This is a genomic window from Pollutimonas bauzanensis, assembly GCF_900129885.1.
Lineage (GTDB): Bacteria > Pseudomonadota > Gammaproteobacteria > Burkholderiales > Burkholderiaceae_B > Pollutimonas > Pollutimonas bauzanensis.
Genome location: NZ_FQXE01000002.1, coordinates 227,796 through 253,200, shown reverse-complemented (window position 1 = coordinate 253,200; position 25,405 = coordinate 227,796). Strand labels below are relative to the sequence as shown.

Sequence of the window (25,405 nt, the reverse complement as noted above, 5' to 3'; positions counted from 1 at the left end):
CCTGCCGCGGCATCGGGTATTGGCGCATGCTGGTGTCCGGTTGTTTCTTAGGGCGGGACGGCGTAGAAAAGCAGATAACGGCGGATAACGGTGTGGACGGTTGCGGGAGTATGATGTTTCGCACAGATAATTGGGAGACAACATGAATTTGATTTTCCGGGGCGACGAGCTCCTCTTGTGCGAATCCCGCATCGACTTTCCCGATGCTGATGTCTGCGCCCTCATCGGCCTGGGGGCCGACGCGCTTCAGCCGGTATGGCTTTCCGCCGGCTCCAGCCACCGTACCTGTCATGTCGCGCGCGATGTCGAGGCGCCTTCCGGCTTTGCGTTCCGCAAGCTGCGGGCCGTCATGGCCGAGCTTGGCGAACACGGCGCGCTGGCCAGCCGCGCGTTTCAAGTGGCGGAGTGGGTGCGCACCCACCGTTATTGCGGCGTTTGCGCGACGCCCATGCGCAAGTCGGAAAAAGAACTCTGCTTCCATTGCCCCGCCTGCGGCTTTTCCGCCTACCCGCGCATCTCGCCCGCAATGATGGTGCTCATCAAGCGGGGCGACGAGATCCTGCTGGCGCGCCACGCGACATACGCCACCGCGCGTTACACCGCGCTGGCCGGCTTTGTCGAGGCGGGGGAAAGCATAGAAGAGGCCATCCACCGCGAGGTGCTCGAGGAAGTAGGCCTGCGGGTCAAAGACCTGCGCTATTTCGGCAGCCAGTCATGGCCGTTCCCGCATTCGCTCATGATCGCCTACACCGCCGAGTATGCCGGCGGCGAACTTCGTATCCAGGAGGACGAAATCGCCGATGCGCTCTGGTTCGGCCCTGGCGACGCCTTGCCCGATATTCCCATGGTCGAGTCCATCGCCGGCCGCCTGCTGCGGGCAAATCTGCCGCCGGATGTTGCCAGGCGCGCCTCGGTCTGAGGCGTCGCCGGCATGTCGGTTCGGCATGCCGGTTTGTTGAAGCCGCCCGGATCAGAGTTCGGTGTATTTCTTGTTCGAACCCCTGGCCTTGTCGACAGGGTATTTTTCGGCATTCACTTGAAGCTTGTGCTGCGCCGCTACGTTCAGGTCGACGCCAAGTACGGATGCCAGGCGGACAAGGTAAAGCAGTATATCGGCGAGTTCTTCTTTGACGGCTTGTGAAGTGCCTGGGCTGCCCCCGGCGGCATGCGACTGTTCTTCGGTCATCCATTGGAAAATTTCTGCCAGCTCGCCGACTTCCCCGGTGAGCGCCATGACCAGGTTTTTGGGGGAGTGAAACTGCGCCCACTCGCGCTCAGTGGCAAACTTTTCCAGCGCGGCGGCTAGCGGCGCCACATCAACGAGATGTTCGCCCGATTTTGTTTTACTGGTATTGATCTCCACCGTTCTTCCACGTCAGTATTAGTACGTAGACCATCTTACTTGTTTTTAATAGATTTATTGTTTGAGTTCGGAGTGCGAAACGTGTTCGTGAGTTTCTACGAGATTATTTATTTCGTAGTTGGTGCTACGACCGCTGGCTGCGGATTTTTGCAGTACCCCTCGTTGCACCAGCTCGTTGACATCCCGAAGCGCCGTGTCCGTTGAACACTTCGCCAATGCCGCCCACTTGCTGGTCGTCAGCTTGCCTTCAAAGCCGTCGAGCAGCCGGTCAAGCACTTTAATCTGCCTCTCATTCATGGGAATGGCGGCCACCCGCTGCCAGAATCGCGCTTTGGCAAGCACACGATCCAGCGTTTGATGTGCTTGTTGTACGGCGTAGTGCAAGGTTGCCAAGAACCACGCAAGCCATTCGGTCACGTCCAGACTCCCCTTCTGGGTGCGTTCCAGGATGCCGTAATAAGCTTTGCGTTCACGCTGGATCTGCGCCGAGAGGCTGTAGAAGCGCTGCGATCTGCCATCGGCGCGGGCGAGCAGCAGGTCACCGATGGCGCGGGCAATGCGGCCGTTACCATCATCGAAGGGGTGTAGCGTGACGAACCATAGGTGGCCGATGCCGGCTTTGATCAGCGCTGGCTCTCGGGATGTGCCGTTGAGCCAACTGAGGAACTGCTCCATTTCTGCGTCGAGCCGCCCGGCGGGCGGCGCTTCGTAGTGCACATGCTGACGACCGATGGGACCCGAGACGACCTGCATGGGGCCACCGGCATCGTTGCGCCAGGCGCCTGCCCGGATGCGGCTCATGCCAGAGTAGCCGGTCGGGAACAGGGCCGCATGCCAACCGGACAATCTATCCCTCGAGACCGGCAGATGGGCGTTGCCCGTGGCATCGATCGCCATGTCCACCACGCCTTCTATGTGTCGATCTACAGGCGCCAACGCACCGATATCCACGCCGAGCCGACGCGCCACCGAAGAACGCGCTGAGACCATGTTGAGGAGTTCGCCCTCGATGGCGCTGGTCTGGATTACGTCTTCGGTCAGCGCGGCAAGGCTGGCTTCATTTTGAAGGGCAAGGCCCACATCAGTGAGCCGCCCTATCAACAGACCCTGGGCGCGACTGGCCACAGCCATTGGCTCCGCCAAGGAATTAAGATCGTACTGCCACCGGGGCCAGTGCGGGGATTGCCAAATGTATTCGCCGCTATTCATGCGGTGATTGTGGGGATGATTCACCACAATGTCAATGTCCAGCTCAAATCTTGGCGGCCATGGACCGGTTTGGGCCTGCGTTCAGGGCCGCTGAAATCCTGGCTGCGGAGCGATGTCAGTTGGGTTTGATGCCGGCAGCCTCAACGATCTGGGTCATCTTGGTGATTTCCTGGTCCAGGAATTCCTTGAACTCTGCGGGTGAGCTGGGCGTGGGAATTGCGCCGAGCTTGGTGATCTTCTCGGCCACTTGCGGATCGCGAAGGACGGCCTGGACGCTTTCGGAGATCGTGTCGACGATCTCCGGCGGCGTGCCGGCCGGCGCCATGAGGGCGCTCCAGCCGGAAAGCTCATAGTCCGTGACGCCGCTTTCCGCCAGCGTGCTCACGTCCGGTAATTGCGCAGCGCGGTCGCGGGTGCTGACCGCCGTTGCGCGAACCCTTCCGCCGGCGATGTGCGGCAGGCCCGAAGGCAGCCCCACGAATCCGACGGGTACTGTGCCGCTCATGATGGCAGTGATGATGTCGGAGTCACCCTTGTAGGGCACGGGCGTCAGGTTATCCATGCCGCTGGCCTTGAATTTGAGCCACTGCGCCGCCATGTTGGGCGTGCTCGATGCGCCCGGCCCGCCATAGTAGACGGGTCCGCTGCTTGCGCGAATATAGTCGAGCAGCTGTTTGCCGTTCATCAGATTCAGCTTGGGATCAGTGAGCACGAGCACTGGAAAGATCGCGATCCGGGACAGGGGCGCCAAGTCTTTTTTCAGGTCATAGCCCGCATTGGGAAACAGTGCGGGATGGCTGGACAACACGGACGGCGCCACAAGCAGGGTATAGCCGTCGGCCGGGGCGGCAGCCACCGCCCTAGCGCCTATGATGGCGCTGCCGCCGGGTTTGTTTTCCACGACGACGCTGGTGTTCCAGCGTTTGCCGAGCCCGTCGGCGAGTATGCGCGCCACGATGTCGTTAACGCCTCCGGGCGGGAAAGGAATGATCATCCTGACTGCGTGGTTGGGATAGGTGGCGGGGGCAGCCTGCGTTCCATGTAGAGTGAACAGGGCGGCGGCGGCCAGCAGAATCGAAGGTAGCCTGCGCATGGAATGTCTCCTCGGATTGAATTATTCAGTGAGTGTGTCGACCGACACTGTTCCCAGGCCCTGGATGCTCGCCGTGATCCGCTGCCCGGGCCTGACAAAACGCAGCGGTGTGTAGGTGCCTGTTGTGACGATATGTCCCGCCTTGATGCGTCCCTCTGTGCGCAATGAGTTCGCCAGCACGAGAGCCGGCAGCAGAGGGTTGCCGCACTTGGCGTTTCCGACGCCGGCGCCCAGCTCCTGGCCGTCGGCGCAGATGCGCGCCTGCGCGTGGCCCAGGTCCAGGTCGCGCCAGCGCAGTTCGGGCCGGCCCCTGACCAGTATGCCGAAGGAGGAATGGTCGGCCACCCGGTCCAGCTTGGGCGTTGTGTGGTAGTCGGTGTATCGCGAATCGACGATCTCGATCGCCGGCAGGGCGGTCACCATGTCCGCCAGCTCGTCCTCGCTGTAGGGCTCGCTACGTGGCGGCAGGTCGCGATTGAAAACGAAGGCGACCTCGATCTCCACGCCCAGCAAGGGTACGGCCGAGCTTGCGACTCGGGCGGGACTCGGGAAAATCCTGGATGCGAACATGGCGCCACGCGATGCGCGGCCGTCCTTGTCGACGGCGACCTTCCAGCCTCCCACCGTTTCCCCCAAAGCATGGGTGACGGCGTCCTGAATATCGAGCGCCTGCTCCAGGCTGGCGGGCCGGCCCGCCTCGGGCAGCGCCACGAGACGCACGCCGCTGCGGCGGCTGGCGGCCAGCAGGTCCGCCGATTCCTGGAGGGCTGGGGACAAAGTCGGGATGTTCATGGCGGGAGTTGCGATGAAAATGCAAGTTGACGGGCCGACACGCGCGACAGCGGCTCCTGGCCGTGGGCGTATCGCTGGATATTCTCTGCAATGAAGTCAGCCAGCGCGTCGTGGCTGCCGCCTGCCGCCACATGAGGCGTCAGGATCAGATTCGGCGCGGACCAGAGCGGGTGCCGGGGCGGCAATGGCTCCGGATCGACCACGTCCAGGCCCGCCGCGCCGATCTGCCCGGTGCGCAGGGCGTCATCGAGCGCGAGCGTGTCGACGATCGCGCCGCGCGACACATTGATCAAGATCGGTTTCCGGGCGCAGGCCGCGAAGCGCCGCGCATTGAACAGCCGGGTGGTTGCGGTCGTCAGCGGCAGGGTCAGCACGATGGCGTCCGCCTGGGCCAGCGCATTGTCGATGTCGTCCATCGCAACAGACGCATCGGCCATGGGTTCCGGTCCGCCATTGCGGGTGATGGCGATGATGCGGCACCTCAACGGCCGCAGCAGGGAACCCAGGCTTTGGCCGATGGCGCCGAAGCCCACGATAACCACTGTCGCGCCATGCAGCGAGCGCAGTTTGCCCTTGCGGCTGGCTTCCCAAAGCATGTTGGTCCTGGCCGCAACGAAACTGTCCAGGCCCCGGCCAAGAGCCAGCAGCAGCGACAATGCGTGTTCGGCCACTGTGGGGGCCAGGGCAGCGCTCGCATTGCACAGGATCTGTGTGTCGCGCAGCAGCCCAGGCGGAATCTTTTCGACGCCGGCGTTGAGCAGTTGCAGCCACCGCAGCATTGGCGCGCGGCCTATGCAGGCCAGCGCGTCTTCATCCAGCAGAGGCGTGCCGACGATAAGCGCCTCGGCCGTCTCCAGGGACCGCGCCAATTGACGCCTGTCGTCGATCCAGTCGAACTCGATGCCAGGTATGGTTGCCAGCCGGGCCCGCAGGGCAGGCCGGGATAGCGCAGTGGGCAGCAAGGTGATGCGCATGCTGTGGCCTCCTCAGTTCGGCAACGGCGCCAGCGACGACGGCGAGATTTCGAAGCCGAATCCCGGGGCATCCGAAGGCACCAACTTGCCATTCACCGGAACGGCCGCGCCGGGATACGGCGTGGCCTTTTCCAGGGGCACGCCCGGATCGGAATTCATCCAGTACTCGGCCATCGTTGCCTCGGGCAGCGCAAAGGAGAAATGCTGGGCATAGGGGATATTGCCGCCGGCATGGGGGATGGTCGGAATCCCGGCCGCTTCGCCTATGGCATAGATTTTCAGCGCTTCGGTCAGTCCGCCGCAGATGCGCAGGTCGGGCTGGAATATATCCACGCAATGGCGTCGAGCCATCTCGAAAAAAACATGCCGGCCCTGGTGATCTTCGCCGGTCGCCAGCGGAATCGTCGGGATGGCGGCCTTGATCCTGGCCAGGCCGTCGATATCATGCGGCATCAGGGGCTCTTCGAACCAACTGAGGCGGTATGGGCGCAGGCGCTCCATGACCCGGATCGCATATTCGACATTGAAGGACATCACGGGGTTGTACATAAGTTGCGCCGTCGGACCGACTGTCTCGCGCGCCTTGGCAACCTTTTCCTCGATGATATCGATACCGGCCGGACCTTCGGTGTGGTGCACCGGATTGCTGATTTTGAACGCCTTGAAGCCCAGCTCCATGGACCAGTCAAGGTCGTCGCTGGTGCAATACACATCGATGGATTCGCGCGCGGGTCCTCCCAGCAACTTGTAGACCGGCTGTTCCAGCAGCTTGCCCTTGAGATCCCACAGAGCCAGGTCCAGCGCGCTGCGCACGACAGTGCCCAGCCCCCCTGCGCCAAAGCGCATAGTGGATCGCCACATCAGGTCGTTGATCATTTCGATGGCGAAGCAGTCCCGTCCAATCAGCAACGGTGCGAAGTGTTGCGTGATCAATGGTCCCACCAGATTGGACCAGCGGCAATTGCCCAGTCCATAAGTGCCGTCTTCGGCGGTGACGCGTATCCAGACTTCCTCGAACGACTGTCCAGGAGTGCGGCCGATCGCACGGGGAAATTCGGGATACTTGTGGATGGGAAACGCCCGCCGCGCTGTGTGGTTGTAGCAGGGGCGGCGCGACTGGGATCGGTCCAGAGGCGGCTGCACTAGTGTGAACGGTTCGATGGCAATGATTTTCATGGATTCGATATGTGTCAGTGGCGGCGCGCATTCGGATCGGCGCTAATGACGCGGATGGGGGCGCCGTCAAGAAATGCCAGCACGTTCTCGATGCTTTGCCGGTAGTAGGTCTGCAGCGTCTCGACCGACCCATACCCCAGATGCGGAGTCAGCACGGTGTTGCGCGCGCTGCGGATGGGATCGGCGGGGTCCAGCGGCTCGGTGTCATAGACGTCGATGGCAGCGATGATGCGCTGCGCATTGGTCGCTTCCAGCAGCGCCGCCTGGTCGATCAGGCCTGAACGCGAGGTATTGACCAGCACCGCCCCTTGCTTCATGGCGGCAATCTCGGCGCGGCCGATGAGCCTGCGAGTCTCGTCCGAGAGGACCACATGCAGGGTGACAATGTCCGATGTGCGCAGCAATTCGTCCCGGGAGGCAAAGCGGGCGCCGGCGGCCTGAGCCCGCTCCGGCGTCAGGTTGCGGCTCCACGCGAGAACCTGCATGCCCAGGGCGGCCCCGTAGCCGGCAACGAGCGAGCCGATCCGGCCCAGGCCAATCACCCCCAGCGTCTTGCCCTTTAGCGTGAAGCCGGGCGAGACGCCTTCCTGGAACCGGCCGCCGCGCAGTGCCGCGTCGCCGGCCGGAATGCGGCGCACGGCAGACAGCATGAGCCCAAGCGCAAGCTCCGCCGTGGGCTCGCCGCCGCTGCCGTCCGTACAAGCAATGGTGATGCCGCGCGCCAACAGCGCCGCGAAATCGATCTTGCCGCCTCGCGCCCCAGTGAATGCAAACAGCTGCAGCCTGGGCAGTCGGGAAACCAGCGTAGCGGGAAAGGGCGTGCGTTCACGCATGGCCACAATGATGTCGAATTCAGCCAGGGCCGCGGCAGCCTCGTCTTCGTCGCGGAATGGCGAATGAAAGAACTGCAATGAGGCGCGCGATTCGAGAGGGGCCCAGTCGGCAGCGATCCGGGCAAACCGTTGCCAGTCGTCGAGTATGGCGATACGGGTCATGGGGAAACTCTGCGCGCGAAAATCATGGTGTCTCCTTTAGCGGAATATCGTTGCCGGCAGGCTTGCCGCTCGCCGTGAGGCCAGTCCGAAGTGGCTTCGTCTGCAGTTTAGGGGAAAATTGATATTTGATCAAATTTTTGATTCGTCACCGGAAGTCGGCGAGATTGCGTATGTCGCGCATGAGCAAAGGCGGGGAGGGGGGCTTGCCCAGAGGGGTTGGCAGCCGCGGGCGCTTAGCCCGGCGGCAAGCTCGGGTATGTCAGTCGGGCAACAGTTTCAGCACGTCTTCGCGCGCATGGACGGAATGCTGGCGTGCGATTTCTTCCGCCGCCGCCCCATCGTGAGCGTCGATGGCCGCGACCAGGCTGGCATGTTCCTGCATGATCTGCTTGAGACGGGTTGCCGTGGGTCCGTGGCGCAGGCGGAAGCCAAAGATGAGCTCCCATCCGTGATCGAGCAGGCGCAGGGCATGCGCATTCTCCGCGAACAGCGTAATCTGCCTGTGAAACTGCCGGTTCGCCTGGACCATGGCAGGCAGGTCGCCGCGGGCCGCGGCTTCCGCATAGGCCTCGGCCAGCGCTCGCAGCGCCGCGGCCTGGACAGGAGTGGCTTTTTCGGCGCACCGGCGCGCCAGCAGCCCTTCCAGCGCGCCGCGAACGTCGTATATATCGTCTATGAACTGCCGGTCTACGGGCCGCACCGACGCTCCTTTGTTCGGATGCAGGATGATCAGGCCCTCGGCGCTCAACTGGCCAAGCGCCTCGCGCACCGGCATATGGCTGACGTTGAAACGTTGCGCGATCTCGGCCAGTTTCATGCGCACGCCCGGCTTCATCTTGCCGGCCGCGATCTCGGCTCGTATTCGTTGCTTGAGGCGATTGACCGTCGTGTCGGACAAGTTGTCGGGTGAATCGACAGGCAACGCATCCATTCCGTTCTCATACAGGTTCTGGATTTGCGGCAATTTTTTCAAGGGCGGGAGGCATGTTGTGTTGCGGCAGCATCAAGCTGCGGCCGGCCTGCGATGCATGGCCGGTGCGGACAGTTAGGCAGTTTAGTACATTCAGCTTTGTAAAGCCTCTGAACTGTTATCGCTATTGTCGGGAAAGCGCAACCTCCCATGGGATTGCTGCCCGCGGGAGCATGAACCGTGCGGGTTGCCATCATCAGCATCGTCACCGCGGCGCATGCCGATGCCATGGGAAGCCAAACAGCAGTAAGCAACTTGCGCCAAGCGACGCAATAATCCATGGCTGATGCGAGTGGAACGCCAGCGCGCCAACACCGGCGATTGCGAAGAAGGTTCCCTGGCCAGCCAGCGCCATGCTTCCAGGCCAGGATAGCGCCTTCTTTTCCCCGGTCCGCAAGGGAATGCCGGATATGGGCCGCATGGACTATTTATTGAAGCGGGCGGCTTCCTCCGAACCTCCTGTCGCGTCGCCGGCGCTATAGGAATGCGCCCCGACCCCCGCCAAGTGTCCTCCCTGCACGATCAGGTATTCATCGCGGATCGGGCGATTCTCGAAGTAGCACTCGAGGATTTCGCGCGTCCCCGCCGCATAGCGCGTTTGCGCGGACAGCGTGCTGCCCGAAATATGGGGCGTCATGCCATGGTTGGGCATCGTGCGCCACGGGTGGTCTTTCGGCGCGGGCTGGGGGAACCAGACATCGCCCGCATAGCCAGCCAGTTGCCCGCTTTCCAGTGCCTTCACGATTGCGTTTGTGTCGCACAGCTTGCCGCGGGCCGTATTGATAAGATAAGCGCCGCGCTTGAAATTCGCCAAGGCTTTTTCATCGATCATGTGCTCTGTTTCAGGATGCAGCGGGCAGTTCAACGTAAGCACATCGCAAACCCTGGTCAGGCTTTCCAGGCTGGTGTGGTGGGTCAGGCCCAGCTCTTTTTCCACGGCATCGGGCAGGCGGTGGCGGTCCAGGTAATGCAGCTTGACACCGAAGGGCTTGAGCAGGCGCAGCACTCGCGATCCGATGCGGCCTGCGGCCACCGTGCCGACGTTCATGCCTTCCAGGTCATAGGAGCGCGCCACGCAATCCGCAATATTCCAGCCGCCTTTGACGACCCAGTTATAAGAAGGAATATAGTTCCTGACCAATGAAAGAATCATCATCAGCACGTGTTCCGCAACACTGTGGCTATTGCAATAGGTGACTTCCGTCACTGTGATGCCGCGGTCCATTGCCGCTTGCAAGTCTGTGTGGTCCGAGCCAATACCCGCTGTTATGATCATCTTCAGCTTGGGCGCCTTCGCCATGCGCTCCGCGGTCATGTAGGCCGGCCAGAATGGCTGGGAGATCACAATTTCCGCATCGTGCAATTCACGATCCAGCACACTGTCTTCGCCATCCTTGCTGGAGGTCACGATCAGCTCGTGGCCATTTGATTCCAGGTAGTTGCGCAAGCCCAGTTCTCCTGAAACGCTGCCCAGCAAACTGCCCGGCTCGAAATCGATCGCCCTGGGCGTAGGCAGCGTCTGTCCATTCGGATAGCCGTCGATGTGCGGAAGGCCATCGCGCGGGTAGGATGCGGGATAGCCGGTCACCGGGTCGTCATATAGTACGCATATGATCTTTGCCATGATTGATACCTCCTCTGTGAATGATTTTGATGGTGCGTCTGTCATTGCACCGCCGTGCTTTCGTGGTGCTTGTCGCTACGGCAAAGGGATGGTGGCATAGAACATCTGGTACTTCTAATCGTTTGCGCTGATGACCCGATCAAGCAGGCTTATCGTCATTTCTGACGGCGGCGCCATAATCGAAGATGTCGTATTGACCCAGGCCCGCCACCCGGCTGCGCAGATCCATGCCAAGGAAATGCTCGGTCGCGGCCTTCAGCACCGGGCTGCGCTGCCTCTGCTTGAGCAGAATCAGCCCCACCTCCCGCCGCAGCGTCGGAGACAGCGGCACGGCCGATAGTTCCTGGCGCATTTCCTCCAGGCAAAGAATGCTATGGGGCACGATGCTGCAGAGACCAGCGCAACGCACATGGGCATACAGCGCAAAGATGGAATCCGTTTCTACGACAGGGGCAATGGAAATGCCGAAGCTCTGGAAAAAAGCGTCCACGCTGCGGCGCGCATGCATGTCGGACGTCAGCATGCATAATGGTTGCGCAGCGGCGTCTTGCACGCTGATTTCGCTGCGGCCCTCCAGCAGCGCTTCGTCGCGTGTGATGAAAACATAGTGCTCGGAGAATAAAGAAATGCCATCGAAATTATTGCCGTGGCTGCCGTCAAGATAACTGATGCCCAGGTCCAGCTCAAAGGACTCCAGGCGTTTCAGTATTTCCGTGGTCGAAAGGGAATGCACCTGATGGCGGACCCGCGGCAAATGCCGCACACATTCTTGCGTGAACAGGGGTATCAGGGAAATGGTCGTGGGAATCGCTCCTATGCGCAGCGTGCCTTGCGGGCTGCCCGCTTCCTGGCGTAGTTCCTGCCGCATGCCTTCGCAATCCGCCAGCATGCGCCGGGCCCAGGCCAGCACCTTCTCTCCTTCCGGCGTAAAGCCTTCAAAGCGTTGCCCTCTGCGTACAATAGTCAGTTCCAGTTCCTGTTCTACAGAGCGGATGGCTCCCGACAACGCCGGCTGCGATATATTGCACGCCAGCGCAGCGCGCCCGAAATGTTTTTCGCGGGATAAAGTGACCAAGTAGCCTAATTGTTTAAGTAGCATGCGTAGCCGCCTCCGTTCAGATCTCCTTCGTTATGTTTCTGTATATATAGAGCAATGATAATCAACTCCAAGGATTTCACGAAGCAGTAGTTGCAATCTCCTCTCCCACCCTTGAGGCATGACAAGGCAGGCTGCCCATTGTGACGTCGCGGCGCGGCTATTACTTGTTTTTTGTTTGATCAGTGTTGGCACGGAATTAGATGGCCCGAGGGCCTTCCTTTGGGTATTGCGGCTGTCAAATTCTGGACACGCAATCAATACAAGGCGGCTAATGCGCCCTGGCGCCAAATCGATCCGGCCCGTGTACCGGTCCGCAGGTCCATTAGCAAGCTCTCGCCGAAGCTTGCCCTTGCCCGAGTTTCTTGACGATCTGCGCGCCCGGCGGCAGATCGCCGCCATATTGGTTGACGCTGAAACAAGGTAGGCTGACTATGAAACAAGGTAGGCTGAATAATTGCTTGGGTGGATTGCTAATACAATAGTCATGCAGGCCAGGATATTGGAGTCGGTTCGGGTGTGCCTGTCATCAATTCGTCTATTTAAACAAGGCAGAGAGGTCGTCATTTTCCCGCGTTCGAGCAGCCTGAAATCTTCACCCGTGACGTCCGGCTCCGGTTCGAAATTTCCGGCGAGCGGATTCGGCTACATCTCCCATGAATGCAAGGAGCGTCTCAAGAATGACCGATACACCCGACTATGTGCCGCCAAAAGTCTGGACCTGGAACACCGCGAGCGGCGGCCGCTTCGCGAACATCAACCGCCCAGTGTCGGGGCCTACGCAGGACAAGGAATTGCCGGTCGGGCGCCATCCTCTCCAGCTCTACTCGCTGGCGACGCCGAATGGTGTGAAGGTCACCGTGCTGTTGGAGGAGTTGCTCGGCCTCGGCCATCAGGGCGCGGAGTACGACGCCTGGCTGATCAGGATCGGCGACGGCGATCAATTCGGCAGCGGCTTTGTGGCGGTGAACCCGAACTCCAAGATCCCGGCGCTGGTGGACCGCAGCGGCCCGCAGCCGATCCGGGTCTTCGAATCCGGCGCGATTTTGCTGTACCTGGCCGAGAAGTTCGGGGCTTTCCTGCCGGTCGAGGCCAGCGCCCGCGCCGAATGCCTGTCGTGGCTGTTCTGGCAGATGGGCAGCGCTCCCTACCTGGGAGGCGGCTTCGGCCATTTCTATGCCTACGCTCCTACGAAAATCGAGTATGCGATCGACCGCTACGCAATGGAAACGAAGCGCCAGCTCGATGTGCTCGACAAGCAGCTCGCGGCCCATGAATACGTGTCCGGCAACGAATACACGATCGCCGACATGGCTATCTGGCCCTGGTACGGCGGTCTGGTCAAGGGCTGGCTGTACGAGGCGGCCGAGTTCCTGTCGGTGCAGGATTACAAGCATGTCCAACGCTGGGCGGACGCCATAGGCGAACGCCCGGCCGTTCAGCGCGGAAGAATGGTCAACCGTACCTTCGGCGAACTCTCAAGCCAGCTGCATGAACGCCATGATGCAACTGACTTTGAAATCAGAACGCAGGACAAGTTGACCGACGACAAATAGAGGTCCTTTATAAATTTCGGTCAGGCGCGCGGCAGGCGTCAGCGATGCGCGAGACTGGGAACGCCCAGGTTCCGTCGCACAATGCGTTCCGTTTTAAACTCGCTCATTGGAGTGGCGTGCGACCGCTAGTCAATGATGATGACGCTATGATGGATGACAGGAAAACCAGATTATGCGGCCTGGGCGCCGATGTGCTGGCCGATGCCATATTGGACCTTTCCAGCCAGTATGAAGAGGCCGAAAAACTCGTGGACCGCCTTCTGGCCCCGGCGGATAAGGCGGAATCCCGGATCAAGAGCGAACTCGATGCGCTGAAACGGGAATGCAGGCACTATGATTGGGACTCCGCCAGGGCGCTCGCCACCAAGATTCACATGTTGCTAAGCGATATCGCGTCGTCCATCCACGACGCGCAGACTGGCGCGGATTTGGTGCTTGGGTTCTATGAGACCGATGGTTCTGTGTTCGAGCATTGCGATGATTCAGATGGATACGTCGGCGACGTTTACCGCAACGAGGCGCCTGAACTGTTCGCACGCTATGCAAAAGAATTTCCCGACAGGGCAGGCCTGCTGTCACGGATCAAAGCGTTGATATCGGCTGATGAATACGGTGTGCGCGACAGTATCCTCGATGGTGCGCACGAATGGCTGACCTCGCTGGAAATGCGGTCGCTGGCAGCCGACGGCCTGGCATGCGCCCAGATGGAAAATGATAACTACCGCCGCTTTCGCTGGTTCCACATGGCAGAGACCATGGCTCGCCTGCTGAAGGATGGCGCCTTGTTCGAGCAACTGCGGCGGGCCGCGTCAGATGAACTGGGAGCCGCGGCAAGGACGGATATGGCCGAAGTCTATTTGGCCAGCGGCGACCTCGACAGGGCGCTGCATCATCTGGAACAGGTGGCGCCCGACGACCTCTTCCAGCAGGGGCGGCGCGACGAACTGCGTATGAAAATCTATCAGCAGACGGGCAGGGAAGTGGACGCCCATGCTTTGGCATGGACCATTTTCCATCGCTGCCGAGGCATGACGGCGCTTGAAAATCTACTGAAGGTCATCGGGGCACACCGGCGGGAAGAGGTCATCGCCCAGGAAATCGAGCGCATCCAGGCAAGCCCAACGTTTTCAACCGATGATGCCGATCTTATGGTCCAGACCGGCCATGCGGGCGAATGCGCCCGATATGTCGAGCATCACGCCGCCCAGATCGATGGGCGGAATTATTATTGCCTTCCGACGCTGGCCCATACCCTGCAAACCCACGGGCATCTGCCGGCGGCAACCATTATTTATAGAGCCCTGCTGGTGTCTTTGCTCGAACGCGGCTATACCAAAGCATATCCCCATGGTGCCGGGTATTTGCACCAGCTGCAAATAATGGCGCCTAACATTGTTGATTGGCAAAAGAGGCCGGATCATGCGGCGTTCTGCCAGCATCTGCGCGACAAGCACGGCCGCAAGCGCTCGTTCTGGGCGCAAGTGCAGGGGGCGTGATTACGCTGCGTTTCATGCTCCAGTGGTCGGGTCTTGGCAAGCGCATCGGCCAACGCTATATGACATAAACGATGCGCCATATCATGGCGGTCTCGGGCGGGACCCGGGCATAATATTCGCCATCTCGACTTCTGCCTGAAGATGTCATGAATAACGAGGCGCAGTTTATTCATTTTGCGAAGAAATATCGTGGCAAATTCCGACGTATTGCCGCAGCTACTCGTCGTGAGTTTGAGCCCGATGATGTAGAAGGCGAAGCATGGTGGCTAGACTATCGCCTTAGGCGTGAGTCAACACCAGATGGCCGACTGGCTCCGTCGTTTCGCGCACGCGAATTTCAATGTCATAGCCCAGACGGTTCAGACAGTCCATGAGTTTACGCTCGGAGAAGTTCGAGAATTCTCCGCGCAGCAGGCTCGATACCTTGGGCTGTGTCAGGCCCATCCGGTTTGCTGCCTCGGCCTGGGTTAATCCTTGCTCGCAGATGGCCTTGGCAATCTGAACAGTCAGCCCAGATTTGATCTTGAGCTTGTCGGCGTCGGGCAGGTCCAGATCGGCAAATACATTGCTGGAACCCACCTCGACTTCAATGCCTTCAATGATGCGTTTATTCATTTCTCAACTCCTGCGCGACGATCGCGGCGACCTTCAAGCACTGGCGGATAATCTCCATCTCTGTTTTCGGCGTTTCAATTCCGTATTTACTCTTCTTTTGAAAGACGTGCAAAACAAAGACGGCTTCGGCGAAACGCACGGTGTAGACGGCCCGGTATGTGCCGCCCGTGTCGTTTTCGACAATTTCTAATACACCGGCTCCGCCAAACCCTTTCAGCACCTTTGCTGCTTCGTGTTGTTCGCCGTGTTGGGCGGCATTAAGCGCATGGCCGAAAAACTTGCGTACGGCAATCGGCAGGGCTAACAGATTTTTCTTGCTGCTACCGAGCCAGACTAGCGGCCTTTCTGGGAATGAATTCATGTTCAATATACCATTTCTGGGATGTTTTGAGGAGTAGTGTTCCCTTCGTTTGGGGATTCAGGCTTGTGCTCCGCTTGAACAACACGACGTTTTCGCCAAGCTTGGCATCTTGCCCGCTTGACGGTCGTTCAGGAATCGGCCCCTTGCTGCGCCATTTCCTTGCGCAGGGCCGGAAAGATGGCGCGGTCGTAGCTGCCGCCCTGTTCGTCCTTGGACACACGCAGGTAGAGGCCATCGCTGTCGTTAAGCAAGTATTCCTTGTTGCGTGGAATAGAAGATTGGACTTGTAAGTCGATTAGTAATCACATTGGTGCACCCCCAATAAAACTCAAAGTGCTCCAAGTTTAGGGTACGCCTCGGAGGACACGCAACGTCGGGATCTACTGAAACCGTGTGGAACATCATTGGCTAGGTTTTTAATCTAACCTATTGATTCTAAAATAAATTTAGTGTTATCTGACCTGTCTGAGACAAGCCTCAAGTGGGCCCAGAGACCTTACTGCTGGAAAATTACATTCTGTCTCAATTGGAATCTCATGGTAAATTGTATTCGCATGCCTAGCTAACTGAGGGAGGGCGGCAATGACAATATTGCAAGAAATTCTGGTGTGGACCCAAGGGCTGCCGGCATGGCAAAGCGATGCCGCTTCCCGATTGATCGCTAAACAGGTATTGACGCCGGAGGATCTTGAAGATGTGTGAAAACTCTTCGAGTGAACATTTTCAGGGTTGCTTGAACCCTTGCCGGAATCAGGAAAATAGATTCTGAAGCGATCTGAGAGGTCGAGTCTGAAAGAGAGGCAATTCGATAAACGTTTTCGCACAGCCTCGGTCGGTGGAAGTCACTCGCCCTTCCGCCCGGAACGAAACACGCTGATTCGTCGAAGGCATAGTCGTCCATGATAGTAGGGCGAAGTGCTACCCAGTAAGTATCTTTTAAGATACTATTGTGATAACGCCGAGAATCTATCAGACGGTGGATGGTAGAGCACCGTTGAGTGGTTGACCAATTTGAAGGATGTGCAAGCCCGTGCTCGTATCCGGGCACGGCTGGCGCGTGTCCAAGCTGGCAATTTTGGTGACTGCAGGCCTCTGCGTGATGGTGTGCAGGAACTACGCATCGATCACGGTCCGGGCTACCGCGTCTATTTGAGTCGTCAGGGGCCGGTTGTCGTTCTGCTGCTTTGTGGCAGCGACAAGTCTGGTCAACGCGGGGCGATCAACAGCGCCTTGGCGTATTTAAATGATTAGCGTGAACGAGGTGAACCATGAAAGCACGTGATAAAAGCTACGAAGCATCGACCATCGCGGCAATGCGAAATCCTGTCGAGGCCGCCGCCTATCTGGAAGCGGTTATTGAGTTGGATGATCCGGCGCCCCTACTGGTGGCTTTGCGGCAGATTGCCAAGGCGCATGGCATGGCGGAAGTCGCCCGACGGGCGGAGTTGGGTGAGAAGACGCTATTTCGGGCCTTGTCTGGCAAGGGGAACCCGACGCTTGCAACAGTGTATAAATTACTTCATGCGGTCGGATTGCGTCTTAGCGTGACGCCAGCCTGAACATTATCCTGCACTAGCATCCTACTGGATACCGGCTTCGGCTTGTTTGAGGATCGCCATAATCTGGCTGTCGGTAAATCGGGATTGCTTCATTTCTTGAATTTCCTTGTTGTGGGAAATTCTATTTCGGTTCACTGTGATTTTATGGGGGATTACCATTCAGCGAGTTACTAGCCTGCTACCGACTATCTCGGCTCGAGGCGCGTATCGCTCAACCGCTTGGGTCACCAAATCACGATCCTCCTCTGTGATGTTGGACCCCAAAGTAACGACAAGACTGTCCAGTGCTGCTGCTGTAATTGGTAGATCAATGGACATTATCGCTGGAGGCGGCATAGGGCGGGCTGCGATGGCATTAGCCTCGATAAGGTCATACAGAGCTATCCGATAGTCACTAGGAGATTCTACGTAGCTTAACTGGGGCCCTGCGATCGCCATAAGTACAAACCGATACTCAGCCTGATCTTCCCATGGAGTTGATTTGATGCGCGCCAACTGGGCCCCCCCTACTATGGTCGTACCGTCGGCATTGTTAGATATAAACCTTTTCACATGCGCAGCTGGGTCAGGGACATAGACAACTTTCCCTCCAAAGTCATCCTGTATATTGCCGCTGCAAGGAGACAGCACATAACCGTCACCGAACATGCTAGACACAGAGTACGGTAGTGCTACATCTTTGACCTGAATGCCGAATTTCTTGCCTGCAAACTCACCTCTTCTGCTTTCTCGGTAGAAATCTATATTGACATTCTGAAACTCGAACGGTGGGCTCGGCATTGTGATTCTCACGCCAGCGTGAGCGTCAGCATATCGGTACCATTGGCCAGATTGCTCACTGGCCTTGTGAGTCCAAGAGCTGACAAAGAAATTCCGTGGGTCGATGTGCATGGTCTTAAATGGCATCTCACTTTTATCATCAAGACAGTCCGCACGCGTGAAACGGATTTTTCCGCTTTTAAGGATAAGAGGAAGAGTGGCTGCTTTAGTGTAGTGATGAATATCCATGCGAACTCTTGGCAGTTGAAATAATCATAATTCGGGGACTGACCGCATTTGGCCGATTGTAGCCAAAGACAGATGTCCAAATCCGACCCGGAGCGGACGGTCAGCGAACCGCCTTTTTATACCTTTCTGATTTGCTCTCGGCTCATTTCCAGTGCGATGACCCGATACATATTTCCTGACCCAACCGACTTTACATAGTATTCTTGAATCTCATCGAACCAGAATACTTCAATCTGCCAATTTTCGTCTTTTCGTGATTGGCAAACGCTTCTTTCCAATAGCTGATGAGCAAGAAATGGGTATCTTTCACCATTCTTCTTATATAGAGGAATCTCGGCTTTATCATTTCCTTCGTAACGATACCCCGGAGAATTGACTTCTGGCTCGCCCTTGGCTCTCTCATGTTCGTCGTGAAAGTAATAGCAGAACCTAGTGTGCACCGGTCCCATACATTCGTTTATGAGATCAGGTATGCGAAGCTTGCGAAAGCTTCGACCGTCAATGTCATTCACGCCAATAACGGTTTCAGTGAAGTCCAGAAATTTTCTCTTGGATAGAACAATACCGATAGAGAAAAGGTTGTGGAGCTTAACTAGACACAACAAACCGAACTTAGCGGGGGTTAGCACCAAATAGTGTTTTCTGCTTGAAAGGTCTAAGTAATTGACGAATGGTTCAAAAATTTCTGGTTGCAAGCCAGAACCGATTTTTGCATACTCCTTAGCGCCCTCATAGTTAGCATTTTTCAGAATCTCGGATATTTTTATGGCATCAACATCAGAGAAAAATTCCGGAATTGAGTCAACTGCAAACTCATAGGCGATCTTCAGCAGGCCTATTTTGAATTTAAGAATATCTATTTCCCAACGTCCACCAACTCCGCCAGTCCTTATCTCACGCCGCCGTTCTCCTTTGATGATTGCAGATTCAGGAATTCCCTTACGCGTTACGATTTTCTGAAGAATCCCGTCAATCCTCCCCTCATCTTTCGAGTCCACGGCAATTTCAATGGACTGAACCACTCCGGCATCCTCCGTCAACTTGATGGCCGGGTGATACAGAACTTCTAGCTTCCCTTCCTTATTAATATCCACCCTGGCTTTGACGTCAGGATTCCCTTCTTCTAAAAAAATACCGGAGAAAGGATTGGGAACAATGCCTTTTTTACCTTCTATCTCTTGGGCAAATCTGTACAGCTCTGTCAACTTATGATTAACCAGTGGGGAATCGACTTTCTCGCCCATTTTTGAGTTGCAAGTCTCGCAAACATTGAATATGTGATAGTAGCCGCCCAGAGAATCGGGGATCACGTGTTCATCACTCATATCGTCTTTATCTTTTCGACAGATAATGCACAGCATAAATTCTTCACTCCATTTGTACATGAGGCTTCCATTGACATGATTATGCAATTTTGTATTTCCGAGGGAAGCCTGACAGTTTTTAAGACGCAAACGCCTGAGCATTAGCGATCATGCGGACAGGCCAGCGTCCGTATTGGGGATGACTACTTGACCGGCTGCTCTTGGCCGATAGTACGCGTTGAAAGCTCCAATTTATTCAGCTTTTCCACCAAATCCTCAGCCCTAAGATGGGATACCGCTTCAACATCTGCATAGACTTATGCCTGCTGATCGCCGCAACCTCCTGATCCGATTGCCCCAGGCCTGCCGATAACCGCGCAACAAGTCGCCATGCTGCCACGGGACGCGACGGACTGGATGTCTTGGCCAGCCCTATATAGATAGCACGGTATCTGGGCAAAAAAAAAGCGGTCCCAATGTGCCCGGGGCGATTGGCCCTTCGTTGTTGGCTGACGGCACGAGGGCTGGCAGCGCCAGGATCAGACCCTTCAAAAACGAGGGCTGTCGGAGGAAAGGTAATAGCGATCTGGTCAAGTAAGACGATCGACGCAGGTGTAGAAGCATGAATGTCATAGCCGTGTCATGTAATAAATATATAATATATGCTTGCCACTCCCTTCGGGAAGTCGATTGGGATGAACCGCGCTTCCCGCGATGTATACCGACACCAATAATGCGATGAGTTGATGTGCGACAGCCAGCAGTGATCCAGGCAACAGTCGGTCGTACGGTGATGGCCTGTGTTCTGGCGTGTTTTCTGCTTGCATTGGCGCATCGCGAAGGGGTTGCGCAGCCGTTGCCGACGCACGATCCCGGTGCCGCCGATCTTGTGACTTCGATATTCCAGCAATGCCCCTGAGCGACGCACTGGAGCGTTTTGCGCATCTGACGGGGATTTCGATGGCGGTGGACGTGGTGCACATGTTCCGTCAGGTCTCGCCCGTGCAGGGTCGTATGGCGCCGGATCAGGCGCTGGCGCAGTTGCTGCGTGGCACGGGGTTGAACATGCGCAGCGTGGGGTCAGGGTCGATCCCGCACATCGCCAGTATGCGACGCGATTGCAGGCGATTGTGATCGCCGCCCTGTGCGGGTCGGCCTTGACGCGGCCTGGGGCTTACCGCCTGGCCATGCAATTGCGGGTCGGTAATCAGGGGCAGGTCACGCATTACAAGCGGCTCGACACCTCCGGCAGCCAGGCGCGCGATCAGCGCATCGATCAACTGCTGTCCGGGCTGCGCGTCGGCTCGGCCCCGCCGGCGGGGCTGGCGCAACCCATACTGATCCTGGTCTTGCCTGCCATCGGCCACGTGGCCAGTCCCGGCCCCTACATCCTGCGCATGGCCTATCACCGGGCCATCGACCAGTTGCGCGCGGATACCCGGCACAGCGCCGTGCAATGGGGGGAGGACTCAGCCCTGTAAGACCAGCCCGATCTTGCGCCCGGCCCGGAAGCCATCGCCGTGGGCCGCTCGGTGCTGTCCCTGCTGATCCGCGCCATCGAATGCCTGCCGCGCCAGCGCCGCGCCATTTTTCTGGCCGCGCGCGTGGAGCAGCTTAGCGCCCAGGAAGTGGCCTGTCGCTACGGCGTCACGCCCGCCAAGGTGCGCAACGAACTGCGCAAGGCGCATGCGTATTGCGAGCAGGAATTGCTGCATGCGCATGCGGGCGCGTCGTAGCTCTTCTATGCGTGATTACCAGCGCCTGCGGGTGCCAACACAATGGTTAGCGATCGGAAAAAAATGATTGTTGCTCCTTGATTGATGTCAAATTTAGCGCTATATTTAGAGTTGTATTTGTAGCCTAAAAAAAGGAGTGCGCATCATGGATGCTATTTACGCTGATTTTTCTATCAGCATGTCCGAGTTCAAGAAAAACCCGGCGCAAGTGTTACGCACGGCGGGTGAAAAGCCGGTGGCTGTGCTGAACCATAATCGGCCTGCTTTTTATATGGTGACACCCAAACTATTTGAAGCGCTAGTAGAAGAGCTGGCTGATCGGGATCTCATTGACATCGCACGCCAGCGCCTGGCGCTAAAGGACACCGCCGTCGAGGTGGACCTTGAGCAAATCTGAGGCGATTGCAGGCAACGCAAAATATCGCCTTAAATTCATTCCTGAGGCGCTTGCTGAATGGAATGAGTTAGACGGTAGCGTTAAAGAACCCTTGCGTAAGGCGCTTCGCAAACGTTTGGAGCAGCCTCACATGCCAGGTTCGGAGTTGCACGGCGATCTGCAGCACTGCTACAGAATCAAGCTGCGTAAGCAAGGTTACCGGCTGGTTTACAGCGTGGAAGATGATGCGCTTGTTGTTCTGGTGCTGGCCGTTGACAAACGTGAAGGCCTTGCCGCTTATCGCTCTGCACTCAATCGGCTTTTGACACCACGAAACTAGCGCCTTTTTCCGAGTCACGGTAGTCCCCCTTGAACGATGTTTATCCAAGGTCGGCCTGCGGGTTTCTTACGTACCGTAGAGGGCATCACAGCGATTTCCCCGTGAGACTTCGCTCGGTGCTCCTCTAGTAGCGTGCCGCGTTCGATCGGCTGACCGCACAGCATACAAAACGAGGAAGGCTTTTTGCTGAGTGTGGCGTTTATGGGTGGGGGAGCGTAGGCTCGTGGTTTTTTCTTTTGACGCGTGGATTTAGCTGCCGCACATAGCCGGTTGTATGGGGGGCAGATGGATTCCGTGGCGCTTGTTCCGCATATGTTGGAACGGTTCATGGCGACGGATCGAGGGCTTCGTCGGACGAGATAACAGCCACTGTTTCCATACGGATGTATTGATCGGTGGCTATGTAGAGGATGGTCACCGTGCTGGTGGATCGCAGCGGCCCGCAGCCGATCCGGGTCTTCGAGTCCGGCGCGATTTTTCTGTAGCTGGCCGAGAAGTTATTCCGCAGGCTGCGGCTGAGTGAAGTGTGAGGTAATCATCAACGCCTGTTTTTTTTATTTCCCCCAGACATTATGTACTTAGCCTAGGGCTCTACCCTGTCTTTTCCGAGGGCCAATAATTCAGACAAAGCCAATTGAACCAGCTCTTTTGGCGGAAGGTCCCTCGGAGTAAACATTCCGACCGAGCGCGACAATGCCCCATGCAGCTTTGTCTTGCTGATGCCGATCTGCGATGTATGGTCGAACGAGGATTCAGGCAACAAGGCAATGCCGCAATTGCTTTGCACGAAACGTGCCACGGTATTCAGGTCGCGCAGCGAATAGATCGGCGAGAATGTCTGTGATTCACTTTGAAATGCGGTTTCTGTCAATGCCCTGACATTGGTTCCAGGCGGCATGCTTATAAGCGGTAGGCGAGACAGTTCAGCGACATTCCAATGCTTTATTTCAGGAGTAATGCTGCTGCTGTGAAACAAAACAAATTGTTCGTTGAACAGTTCCTGATATAAAAGGTCTGACGGTCTGTCGCAACCTATCGCCGTTACGGCAATATCGACCTTGCGCAATCGCAGCAAATCCAATACTTCGTTGGCGACAGGATCATAAACCTGAATCCTTGCATCCGGATTGGTCTTCTTCAAATTATGAATCAGCTTGGGAATTAAGGAGGCGGCCAGAGTAGGCAAAGCAGCGATTGCCATCCGGTTGTTTTTCTCTCTCAGCCTCTCGGATATATCGCACATTCCTTGCTCATACATCGCTGTTATATTTTTGGCGGATTGCAGCAGATCCTGTCCGTCCCTGGAAAGTCTTACAACCCGCGTACTTCTTTCGAATAATTGAATGCCGAGAGACTCCTCGATCTCCTTCAGCAACTTGCTTAATGTCGGTTGGGTTACATGGAGAATTTCCGCCGCCTTGTGGAAACTGAGGGTTTCCGCCAATAGCACGAATATCCTGAGCTGTCTGATCGAAAGATTCATTCGTTTTGTCTATCAATAAGTTTTAAATTGGAACTTAACTTCTTCCGCGGGCCCCGTTACTCTTGATTCCAGAAAACTTCTGGAGGTCAAATGTTTCGTCTTAATGGAAAAGTCGCCATCGTAACCGGCTGTGGAACGATCGGTGATGGCTGGGGGAACGGCAAGGCTGCGGCGGCTGTCCTGGCCAGGCAAGGCGCATCAATATACGGCTGCGATCTGAGCATCGAAGCGGCTCAGCAATCCGCCAAAGTCATTAGTGACGAGGGAGGGAAGATTCACGTTCGGCAGTGCGATGTCACAGACTCCCGGCAAGTCGCGGCCCTGGTCAAAGCCTGCATGGATGCCTATGGGCGCATAGACATCCTCGTAAACAATGTTGGCAGATCGGAGCCGGGCGACCCGGTCACCATGTCCGAGGAAACCTGGAATGATCAGTTGCAGGTGAATTTGACTTCCTCATTTCTTTGCTGCAAGCATGTCATCCCCCTGATGCAAGCCGCTGGTGGCGGCTCGATCATCAACATATCATCCATAGCCGGCCTGAGGTATGCGGGAAAGCCCCAGGTGGGATATGCCGCGGCAAAGGCCGCGCTGATGCAGATGACCGCGACCACCGCTGTCATTTACGCAAAAGATGGCATCCGCCTGAATTCTGTCGTGCCGGGCCTGATGTTCACTCCTCTGGTCGAGCGCCTGGCAACTAAATACGCGGGCGGCGATTTCGAAGGCTTTGTTGCCCATCGCCACAATCAAGTGCCCACCGGCAAGATGGGAGACAGCTGGGATGTTGCCAATGCGGTGGCTTTCTTGGCGAGCGACGAAAGCAAATACATCACAGGCCAGCAGTTGATCGTGGACGGCGGCATCACCATGGCTACACGCTAGCCGGCAAGGAAGCAATATGAACAATCCAAGCGCAGGCTCCGGGCGGCTGGCGAATAAAGTGGCGATCATCATGGGGGCTGGCTGCGTTGGCCCTGGATGGGGAAACGGCCGTGCCATTGCCGTCCGATTTGCCCAAGAAGGCGCGACGGTGATCGCGGTAGACAAAAATCCCGAATCGCTTCCGGAGACGTTGGAAATGGCCGGCGGGTCCAGATCCCGCATCGAGCCCCAAATATGCGACGTTACCGATTCAAGTCAGGTCGAAGAATTGATCCAGAAAGTCCTTCAGTCCCACGGAAGGATCGACATCCTCGTCAATAACGTAGGGGCTCCAATTCCAGGCGGGGCTACCGAACTCTCCGAAGATGACTGGCGCAAACAGCTCGAGATCAACCTCTCATCGGTTTTCCTCACATGCAGACAAGTTCTTCCCGTGATGGAAAAGCAAGGGCGCGGCGCGATCGTCAACGTGTCATCGACATCCGGCATACGCTGGACGGGCGCCGCTCAAGTGGGATATGCCGCGGCAAAGGCCGGTGTGATCCAGTACGGGAAAGTTGCCGCCGTCGAATTCGCGAAGAAAGGCATACGCATTAATTCTGTCTTGCCTGGCCAATTGCACACGCCGCTCGTCGATGCATTTCTGGCAAAACAGCAATCACGGGGCGACGTCGAGGCTTTGCTGCAGATACGGCAGAAGCGAATTCCTCTGCCATTCATGGGGGACGGCACCGACACGGCCAATGCGGTTTTGTTCTTGGCGTCGGATGAAGCCCGGTTCATCACCGGAACCGAATTGGTGGTGGATGGCGGCATGAGCGCCCGTTGCGATTAGTTTTGAAAAAGGAAGATAAGCATGGCACGAATCAATTATGCGGATATTACAAATCCAGTCATCAAGCCCCTGGTCGAGCGAATCCAGAATGAGCGCTCGAGCGTACCCAATCTCTACAAAATGCTGCTCAATAGCACGCCTGTGGCTGAAGGCTGGCTCAACTACCTTACCGCCATCCGCCAGAAAAGCGGCCTCTCGCCGAAGATCCGCGAACTTCTGATAATGCGTGTGGCTGTATTGAATAAAGCCGACTACGAATTTGAACAGCACCTTCCCATTGCAATCAAGGAAGGCTGCACACAAGCGCAAGTCGATGGACTGAAAGCGGATGACTTGCGCCTGTTCGATGAACAGGAACGCGCCACGATCCTCTATTGCGATGAAATGACACGCGACATCCGTGTCAAAGACACAACGTTCGCGGCTATCAGGAAATTTTTCAACGACAAGGAAATTGTCGAAATCACGGCGACCATCGCCGCATACAACATGGTTTCCCGTTTCCTGGAGGCCATCCAAGTCGATCACGAATAGCAAGCGCTGGTCAATCACGCAACCA

At 57.2% G+C, this 25,405-nt stretch carries 31 protein-coding genes; 14 read left to right on the top strand and 17 right to left on the bottom strand.

Annotated elements, in window-relative coordinates:
• Positions 1–142 precede the first annotated feature (142 nt).
• Entirely contained in the window at positions 143–919 is a 777-nt protein-coding gene (nudC, locus tag BUB23_RS04325; protein WP_073101871.1) for an NAD(+) diphosphatase, read from the top strand.
• Between the two features lie 51 nt (positions 920–970).
• Here the strand turns inward: nudC and BUB23_RS04320 are convergent, their stop codons facing one another.
• The 11 genes from BUB23_RS04320 to BUB23_RS04270 form a co-directional block, all read right to left on the bottom strand.
• The gene (locus BUB23_RS04320; protein WP_425439521.1) at positions 971–1,363 is read right to left on the bottom strand and encodes a nucleotide pyrophosphohydrolase; all 393 of its coding nucleotides are present in this window, start codon (positions 1,361–1,363) and stop codon (positions 971–973) included.
• A 54-nt stretch (positions 1,364–1,417) separates the two neighbouring features.
• Entirely contained in the window at positions 1,418–2,572 is a 1,155-nt protein-coding gene (locus tag BUB23_RS04315) for a Fic family protein (protein WP_073101870.1), read from the bottom strand.
• Positions 2,573–2,687: 115 nt separating this feature from the next.
• Complete coding sequence (locus tag BUB23_RS04310; protein WP_073101869.1) at positions 2,688–3,665, bottom strand: Bug family tripartite tricarboxylate transporter substrate binding protein; 978 nt, start codon at positions 3,663–3,665, stop codon at positions 2,688–2,690.
• A 21-nt stretch (positions 3,666–3,686) separates the two neighbouring features.
• Complete coding sequence (locus BUB23_RS04305; protein ID WP_073101868.1) at positions 3,687–4,457, bottom strand: 2-keto-4-pentenoate hydratase; 771 nt, start codon at positions 4,455–4,457, stop codon at positions 3,687–3,689.
• Positions 4,454–5,431 (bottom strand): NAD(P)-dependent oxidoreductase, encoded by a 978-nt coding sequence (locus BUB23_RS04300; protein ID WP_084135724.1) that lies wholly within the window; start codon positions 5,429–5,431, stop codon positions 4,454–4,456. The genes BUB23_RS04305 and BUB23_RS04300 overlap by 4 nt, the downstream gene beginning before the upstream one ends.
• A gap of 12 nt (positions 5,432–5,443) precedes the next feature.
• Positions 5,444–6,607 (bottom strand): enolase C-terminal domain-like protein, encoded by a 1,164-nt coding sequence (locus BUB23_RS04295; RefSeq protein ID WP_073101867.1) that lies wholly within the window; start codon positions 6,605–6,607, stop codon positions 5,444–5,446.
• Between the two features lie 14 nt (positions 6,608–6,621).
• Positions 6,622–7,602, bottom strand: a complete 981-nt coding sequence (locus BUB23_RS04290) for a D-2-hydroxyacid dehydrogenase family protein (RefSeq protein ID WP_073101866.1) — start codon at positions 7,600–7,602, stop codon at positions 6,622–6,624.
• Between the two features lie 259 nt (positions 7,603–7,861).
• Positions 7,862–8,533 (bottom strand): GntR family transcriptional regulator, encoded by a 672-nt coding sequence (locus BUB23_RS04285; RefSeq protein ID WP_084135722.1) that lies wholly within the window; start codon positions 8,531–8,533, stop codon positions 7,862–7,864.
• Between the two features lie 244 nt (positions 8,534–8,777).
• Positions 8,778–8,927, bottom strand: coding sequence for an HPP family protein (locus BUB23_RS27775; protein ID WP_425439520.1), 150 nt, complete (start codon positions 8,925–8,927; stop codon positions 8,778–8,780).
• Between the two features lie 69 nt (positions 8,928–8,996).
• On the bottom strand, positions 8,997–10,196 hold the full coding sequence (locus tag BUB23_RS04275) for an NAD-dependent formate dehydrogenase (protein WP_073101864.1): 1,200 nt from the start codon (positions 10,194–10,196) through the stop codon (positions 8,997–8,999).
• A 139-nt stretch (positions 10,197–10,335) separates the two neighbouring features.
• A complete protein-coding gene (locus tag BUB23_RS04270; RefSeq protein WP_073101863.1) occupies positions 10,336–11,295 on the bottom strand; it encodes a LysR family transcriptional regulator in 960 nt (319 codons plus the stop codon).
• A 677-nt stretch (positions 11,296–11,972) separates the two neighbouring features.
• Between BUB23_RS04270 and yghU the strand changes: the two genes are divergently transcribed.
• Positions 11,973–12,848 carry a glutathione-dependent disulfide-bond oxidoreductase gene (gene yghU, locus BUB23_RS04265; protein ID WP_073101862.1) on the top strand — a complete coding sequence of 292 codons (876 nt, stop codon included), beginning with the start codon at positions 11,973–11,975 and terminating at the stop codon, positions 12,846–12,848.
• A gap of 44 nt (positions 12,849–12,892) precedes the next feature.
• Positions 12,893–14,344 carry a DUF6880 family protein gene (locus BUB23_RS04260; protein ID WP_143160878.1) on the top strand — a complete coding sequence of 484 codons (1,452 nt, stop codon included), beginning with the start codon at positions 12,893–12,895 and terminating at the stop codon, positions 14,342–14,344.
• A 279-nt stretch (positions 14,345–14,623) separates the two neighbouring features.
• On the opposite strand, the gene BUB23_RS04255 is transcribed toward BUB23_RS04260, so the two are convergent.
• From BUB23_RS04255 to BUB23_RS27540, 3 genes are all read right to left on the bottom strand, one after another.
• Positions 14,624–14,959 carry a helix-turn-helix domain-containing protein gene (locus BUB23_RS04255; RefSeq protein ID WP_073101860.1) on the bottom strand — a complete coding sequence of 112 codons (336 nt, stop codon included), beginning with the start codon at positions 14,957–14,959 and terminating at the stop codon, positions 14,624–14,626.
• Positions 14,952–15,320 carry a type II toxin-antitoxin system RelE/ParE family toxin gene (locus BUB23_RS04250; protein ID WP_073101859.1) on the bottom strand — a complete coding sequence of 123 codons (369 nt, stop codon included), beginning with the start codon at positions 15,318–15,320 and terminating at the stop codon, positions 14,952–14,954. Before BUB23_RS04250 ends, BUB23_RS04255 begins: the two co-directional genes overlap by 8 nt.
• Positions 15,321–15,448: 128 nt before the next feature.
• Positions 15,449–15,571 carry a hypothetical protein gene (locus tag BUB23_RS27540; protein WP_281255537.1) on the bottom strand — a complete coding sequence of 41 codons (123 nt, stop codon included), beginning with the start codon at positions 15,569–15,571 and terminating at the stop codon, positions 15,449–15,451.
• Between the two features lie 751 nt (positions 15,572–16,322).
• Between BUB23_RS27540 and BUB23_RS04245 the strand changes: the two genes are divergently transcribed.
• Both BUB23_RS04245 and BUB23_RS04240 read left to right on the top strand, forming a co-directional pair.
• A complete protein-coding gene (locus BUB23_RS04245) occupies positions 16,323–16,571 on the top strand; it encodes a type II toxin-antitoxin system RelE/ParE family toxin (protein ID WP_073101858.1) in 249 nt (82 codons plus the stop codon).
• A gap of 17 nt (positions 16,572–16,588) precedes the next feature.
• Positions 16,589–16,879, top strand: coding sequence for an addiction module antidote protein (locus tag BUB23_RS04240; protein WP_073101857.1), 291 nt, complete (start codon positions 16,589–16,591; stop codon positions 16,877–16,879).
• 159 nt (positions 16,880–17,038) lie between these two features.
• Here the strand turns inward: BUB23_RS04240 and BUB23_RS04235 are convergent, their stop codons facing one another.
• On the bottom strand, positions 17,039–17,887 hold the full coding sequence (locus tag BUB23_RS04235) for a DUF2971 domain-containing protein (RefSeq protein WP_073101856.1): 849 nt from the start codon (positions 17,885–17,887) through the stop codon (positions 17,039–17,041).
• A gap of 116 nt (positions 17,888–18,003) precedes the next feature.
• Positions 18,004–19,272, bottom strand: coding sequence for an HNH endonuclease (locus BUB23_RS04230; protein ID WP_073101855.1), 1,269 nt, complete (start codon positions 19,270–19,272; stop codon positions 18,004–18,006).
• 828 nt (positions 19,273–20,100) lie between these two features.
• On the opposite strand from BUB23_RS04230, the gene BUB23_RS04225 reads away from it, so the two are divergent.
• The 6 genes from BUB23_RS04225 to BUB23_RS27655 all read left to right on the top strand — a co-directional run bounded on the left by BUB23_RS04225 (position 20,101) and on the right by BUB23_RS27655 (position 22,006).
• A complete protein-coding gene (locus BUB23_RS04225) occupies positions 20,101–20,325 on the top strand; it encodes an STN domain-containing protein (RefSeq protein WP_073101854.1) in 225 nt (74 codons plus the stop codon).
• Complete coding sequence (locus BUB23_RS04220; protein WP_143160877.1) at positions 20,322–20,672, top strand: hypothetical protein; 351 nt, start codon at positions 20,322–20,324, stop codon at positions 20,670–20,672. Before BUB23_RS04225 ends, BUB23_RS04220 begins: the two co-directional genes overlap by 4 nt.
• A 39-nt stretch (positions 20,673–20,711) precedes the next feature.
• Positions 20,712–20,927 carry a sigma factor-like helix-turn-helix DNA-binding protein gene (locus tag BUB23_RS04215; RefSeq protein ID WP_073101852.1) on the top strand — a complete coding sequence of 72 codons (216 nt, stop codon included), beginning with the start codon at positions 20,712–20,714 and terminating at the stop codon, positions 20,925–20,927.
• Positions 20,928–21,072: 145 nt separating this feature from the next.
• Positions 21,073–21,324, top strand: coding sequence for a type II toxin-antitoxin system prevent-host-death family antitoxin (locus tag BUB23_RS04210; RefSeq protein WP_073101851.1), 252 nt, complete (start codon positions 21,073–21,075; stop codon positions 21,322–21,324).
• Positions 21,311–21,643, top strand: a complete 333-nt coding sequence (locus BUB23_RS04205; RefSeq protein WP_073101850.1) for a type II toxin-antitoxin system RelE family toxin — start codon at positions 21,311–21,313, stop codon at positions 21,641–21,643. Before BUB23_RS04210 ends, BUB23_RS04205 begins: the two co-directional genes overlap by 14 nt.
• 243 nt (positions 21,644–21,886) lie before the next feature.
• A complete protein-coding gene (locus BUB23_RS27655; RefSeq protein ID WP_073101849.1) occupies positions 21,887–22,006 on the top strand; it encodes a DUF2274 domain-containing protein in 120 nt (39 codons plus the stop codon).
• Positions 22,007–22,226: 220 nt separating this feature from the next.
• Here BUB23_RS27655 and BUB23_RS04195 read toward each other — a convergent pair whose 3' ends face one another.
• Positions 22,227–23,126 (bottom strand): LysR family transcriptional regulator, encoded by a 900-nt coding sequence (locus BUB23_RS04195; protein WP_073101848.1) that lies wholly within the window; start codon positions 23,124–23,126, stop codon positions 22,227–22,229.
• 90 nt (positions 23,127–23,216) lie between these two features.
• Between BUB23_RS04195 and BUB23_RS04190 the strand changes: the two genes are divergently transcribed.
• Genes BUB23_RS04190 through BUB23_RS04180 form a run of 3 tightly spaced genes read left to right on the top strand, consistent with a single transcriptional unit; the run spans position 23,217 to position 25,380 of the window.
• Positions 23,217–24,011 (top strand): SDR family NAD(P)-dependent oxidoreductase, encoded by a 795-nt coding sequence (locus BUB23_RS04190; RefSeq protein WP_073101847.1) that lies wholly within the window; start codon positions 23,217–23,219, stop codon positions 24,009–24,011.
• 16 nt (positions 24,012–24,027) lie between these two features.
• Positions 24,028–24,846: an SDR family NAD(P)-dependent oxidoreductase gene (locus tag BUB23_RS04185; RefSeq protein ID WP_073101846.1), complete on the top strand. Its 819-nt coding sequence runs from the start codon at positions 24,028–24,030 to the stop codon at positions 24,844–24,846.
• Positions 24,847–24,867: 21 nt separating this feature from the next.
• Positions 24,868–25,380, top strand: a complete 513-nt coding sequence (locus tag BUB23_RS04180; protein WP_073101845.1) for a carboxymuconolactone decarboxylase family protein — start codon at positions 24,868–24,870, stop codon at positions 25,378–25,380.
• The last annotated feature ends 25 nt before the right edge of the window (positions 25,381–25,405 follow it).

Coding starts and splice junctions, on each gene's coding strand:
- BUB23_RS04190 (WP_073101847.1), top strand. CDS start 23,217: ATGTTTCGTCTTAATGGAAAAGTCGCCATCGTAACCGGCTGTGGAACG.
- BUB23_RS04300 (WP_084135724.1), bottom strand. CDS start 5,431: ATGCGCATCACCTTGCTGCCCACTGCGCTATCCCGGCCTGCCCTGCGG.
- BUB23_RS04255 (WP_073101860.1), bottom strand. CDS start 14,959: ATGAATAAACGCATCATTGAAGGCATTGAAGTCGAGGTGGGTTCCAGC.
- BUB23_RS04260 (WP_143160878.1), top strand. CDS start 12,893: ATGCGCGAGACTGGGAACGCCCAGGTTCCGTCGCACAATGCGTTCCGT.
- BUB23_RS04315 (WP_073101870.1), bottom strand. CDS start 2,572: ATGAATAGCGGCGAATACATTTGGCAATCCCCGCACTGGCCCCGGTGG.
- BUB23_RS04225 (WP_073101854.1), top strand. CDS start 20,101: ATGCCCCTGAGCGACGCACTGGAGCGTTTTGCGCATCTGACGGGGATT.
- nudC (WP_073101871.1), top strand. CDS start 143: ATGAATTTGATTTTCCGGGGCGACGAGCTCCTCTTGTGCGAATCCCGC.
- BUB23_RS04180 (WP_073101845.1), top strand. CDS start 24,868: ATGGCACGAATCAATTATGCGGATATTACAAATCCAGTCATCAAGCCC.
- BUB23_RS04185 (WP_073101846.1), top strand. CDS start 24,028: ATGAACAATCCAAGCGCAGGCTCCGGGCGGCTGGCGAATAAAGTGGCG.
- BUB23_RS04235 (WP_073101856.1), bottom strand. CDS start 17,887: ATGGATATTCATCACTACACTAAAGCAGCCACTCTTCCTCTTATCCTT.
- BUB23_RS04290 (WP_073101866.1), bottom strand. CDS start 7,602: ATGACCCGTATCGCCATACTCGACGACTGGCAACGGTTTGCCCGGATC.
- BUB23_RS04270 (WP_073101863.1), bottom strand. CDS start 11,295: ATGCTACTTAAACAATTAGGCTACTTGGTCACTTTATCCCGCGAAAAA.
- BUB23_RS04230 (WP_073101855.1), bottom strand. CDS start 19,272: ATGTACAAATGGAGTGAAGAATTTATGCTGTGCATTATCTGTCGAAAA.
- BUB23_RS04210 (WP_073101851.1), top strand. CDS start 21,073: ATGGATGCTATTTACGCTGATTTTTCTATCAGCATGTCCGAGTTCAAG.
- BUB23_RS04240 (WP_073101857.1), top strand. CDS start 16,589: ATGAAAGCACGTGATAAAAGCTACGAAGCATCGACCATCGCGGCAATG.
- BUB23_RS04250 (WP_073101859.1), bottom strand. CDS start 15,320: ATGAATTCATTCCCAGAAAGGCCGCTAGTCTGGCTCGGTAGCAGCAAG.
- BUB23_RS04285 (WP_084135722.1), bottom strand. CDS start 8,533: ATGGATGCGTTGCCTGTCGATTCACCCGACAACTTGTCCGACACGACG.
- BUB23_RS04310 (WP_073101869.1), bottom strand. CDS start 3,665: ATGCGCAGGCTACCTTCGATTCTGCTGGCCGCCGCCGCCCTGTTCACT.
- BUB23_RS04295 (WP_073101867.1), bottom strand. CDS start 6,607: ATGAAAATCATTGCCATCGAACCGTTCACACTAGTGCAGCCGCCTCTG.
- BUB23_RS27775 (WP_425439520.1), bottom strand. CDS start 8,927: ATGGCGCTGGCTGGCCAGGGAACCTTCTTCGCAATCGCCGGTGTTGGC.
- BUB23_RS04305 (WP_073101868.1), bottom strand. CDS start 4,457: ATGAACATCCCGACTTTGTCCCCAGCCCTCCAGGAATCGGCGGACCTG.
- BUB23_RS04195 (WP_073101848.1), bottom strand. CDS start 23,126: ATGAATCTTTCGATCAGACAGCTCAGGATATTCGTGCTATTGGCGGAA.
- BUB23_RS04275 (WP_073101864.1), bottom strand. CDS start 10,196: ATGGCAAAGATCATATGCGTACTATATGACGACCCGGTGACCGGCTAT.
- yghU (WP_073101862.1), top strand. CDS start 11,973: ATGACCGATACACCCGACTATGTGCCGCCAAAAGTCTGGACCTGGAAC.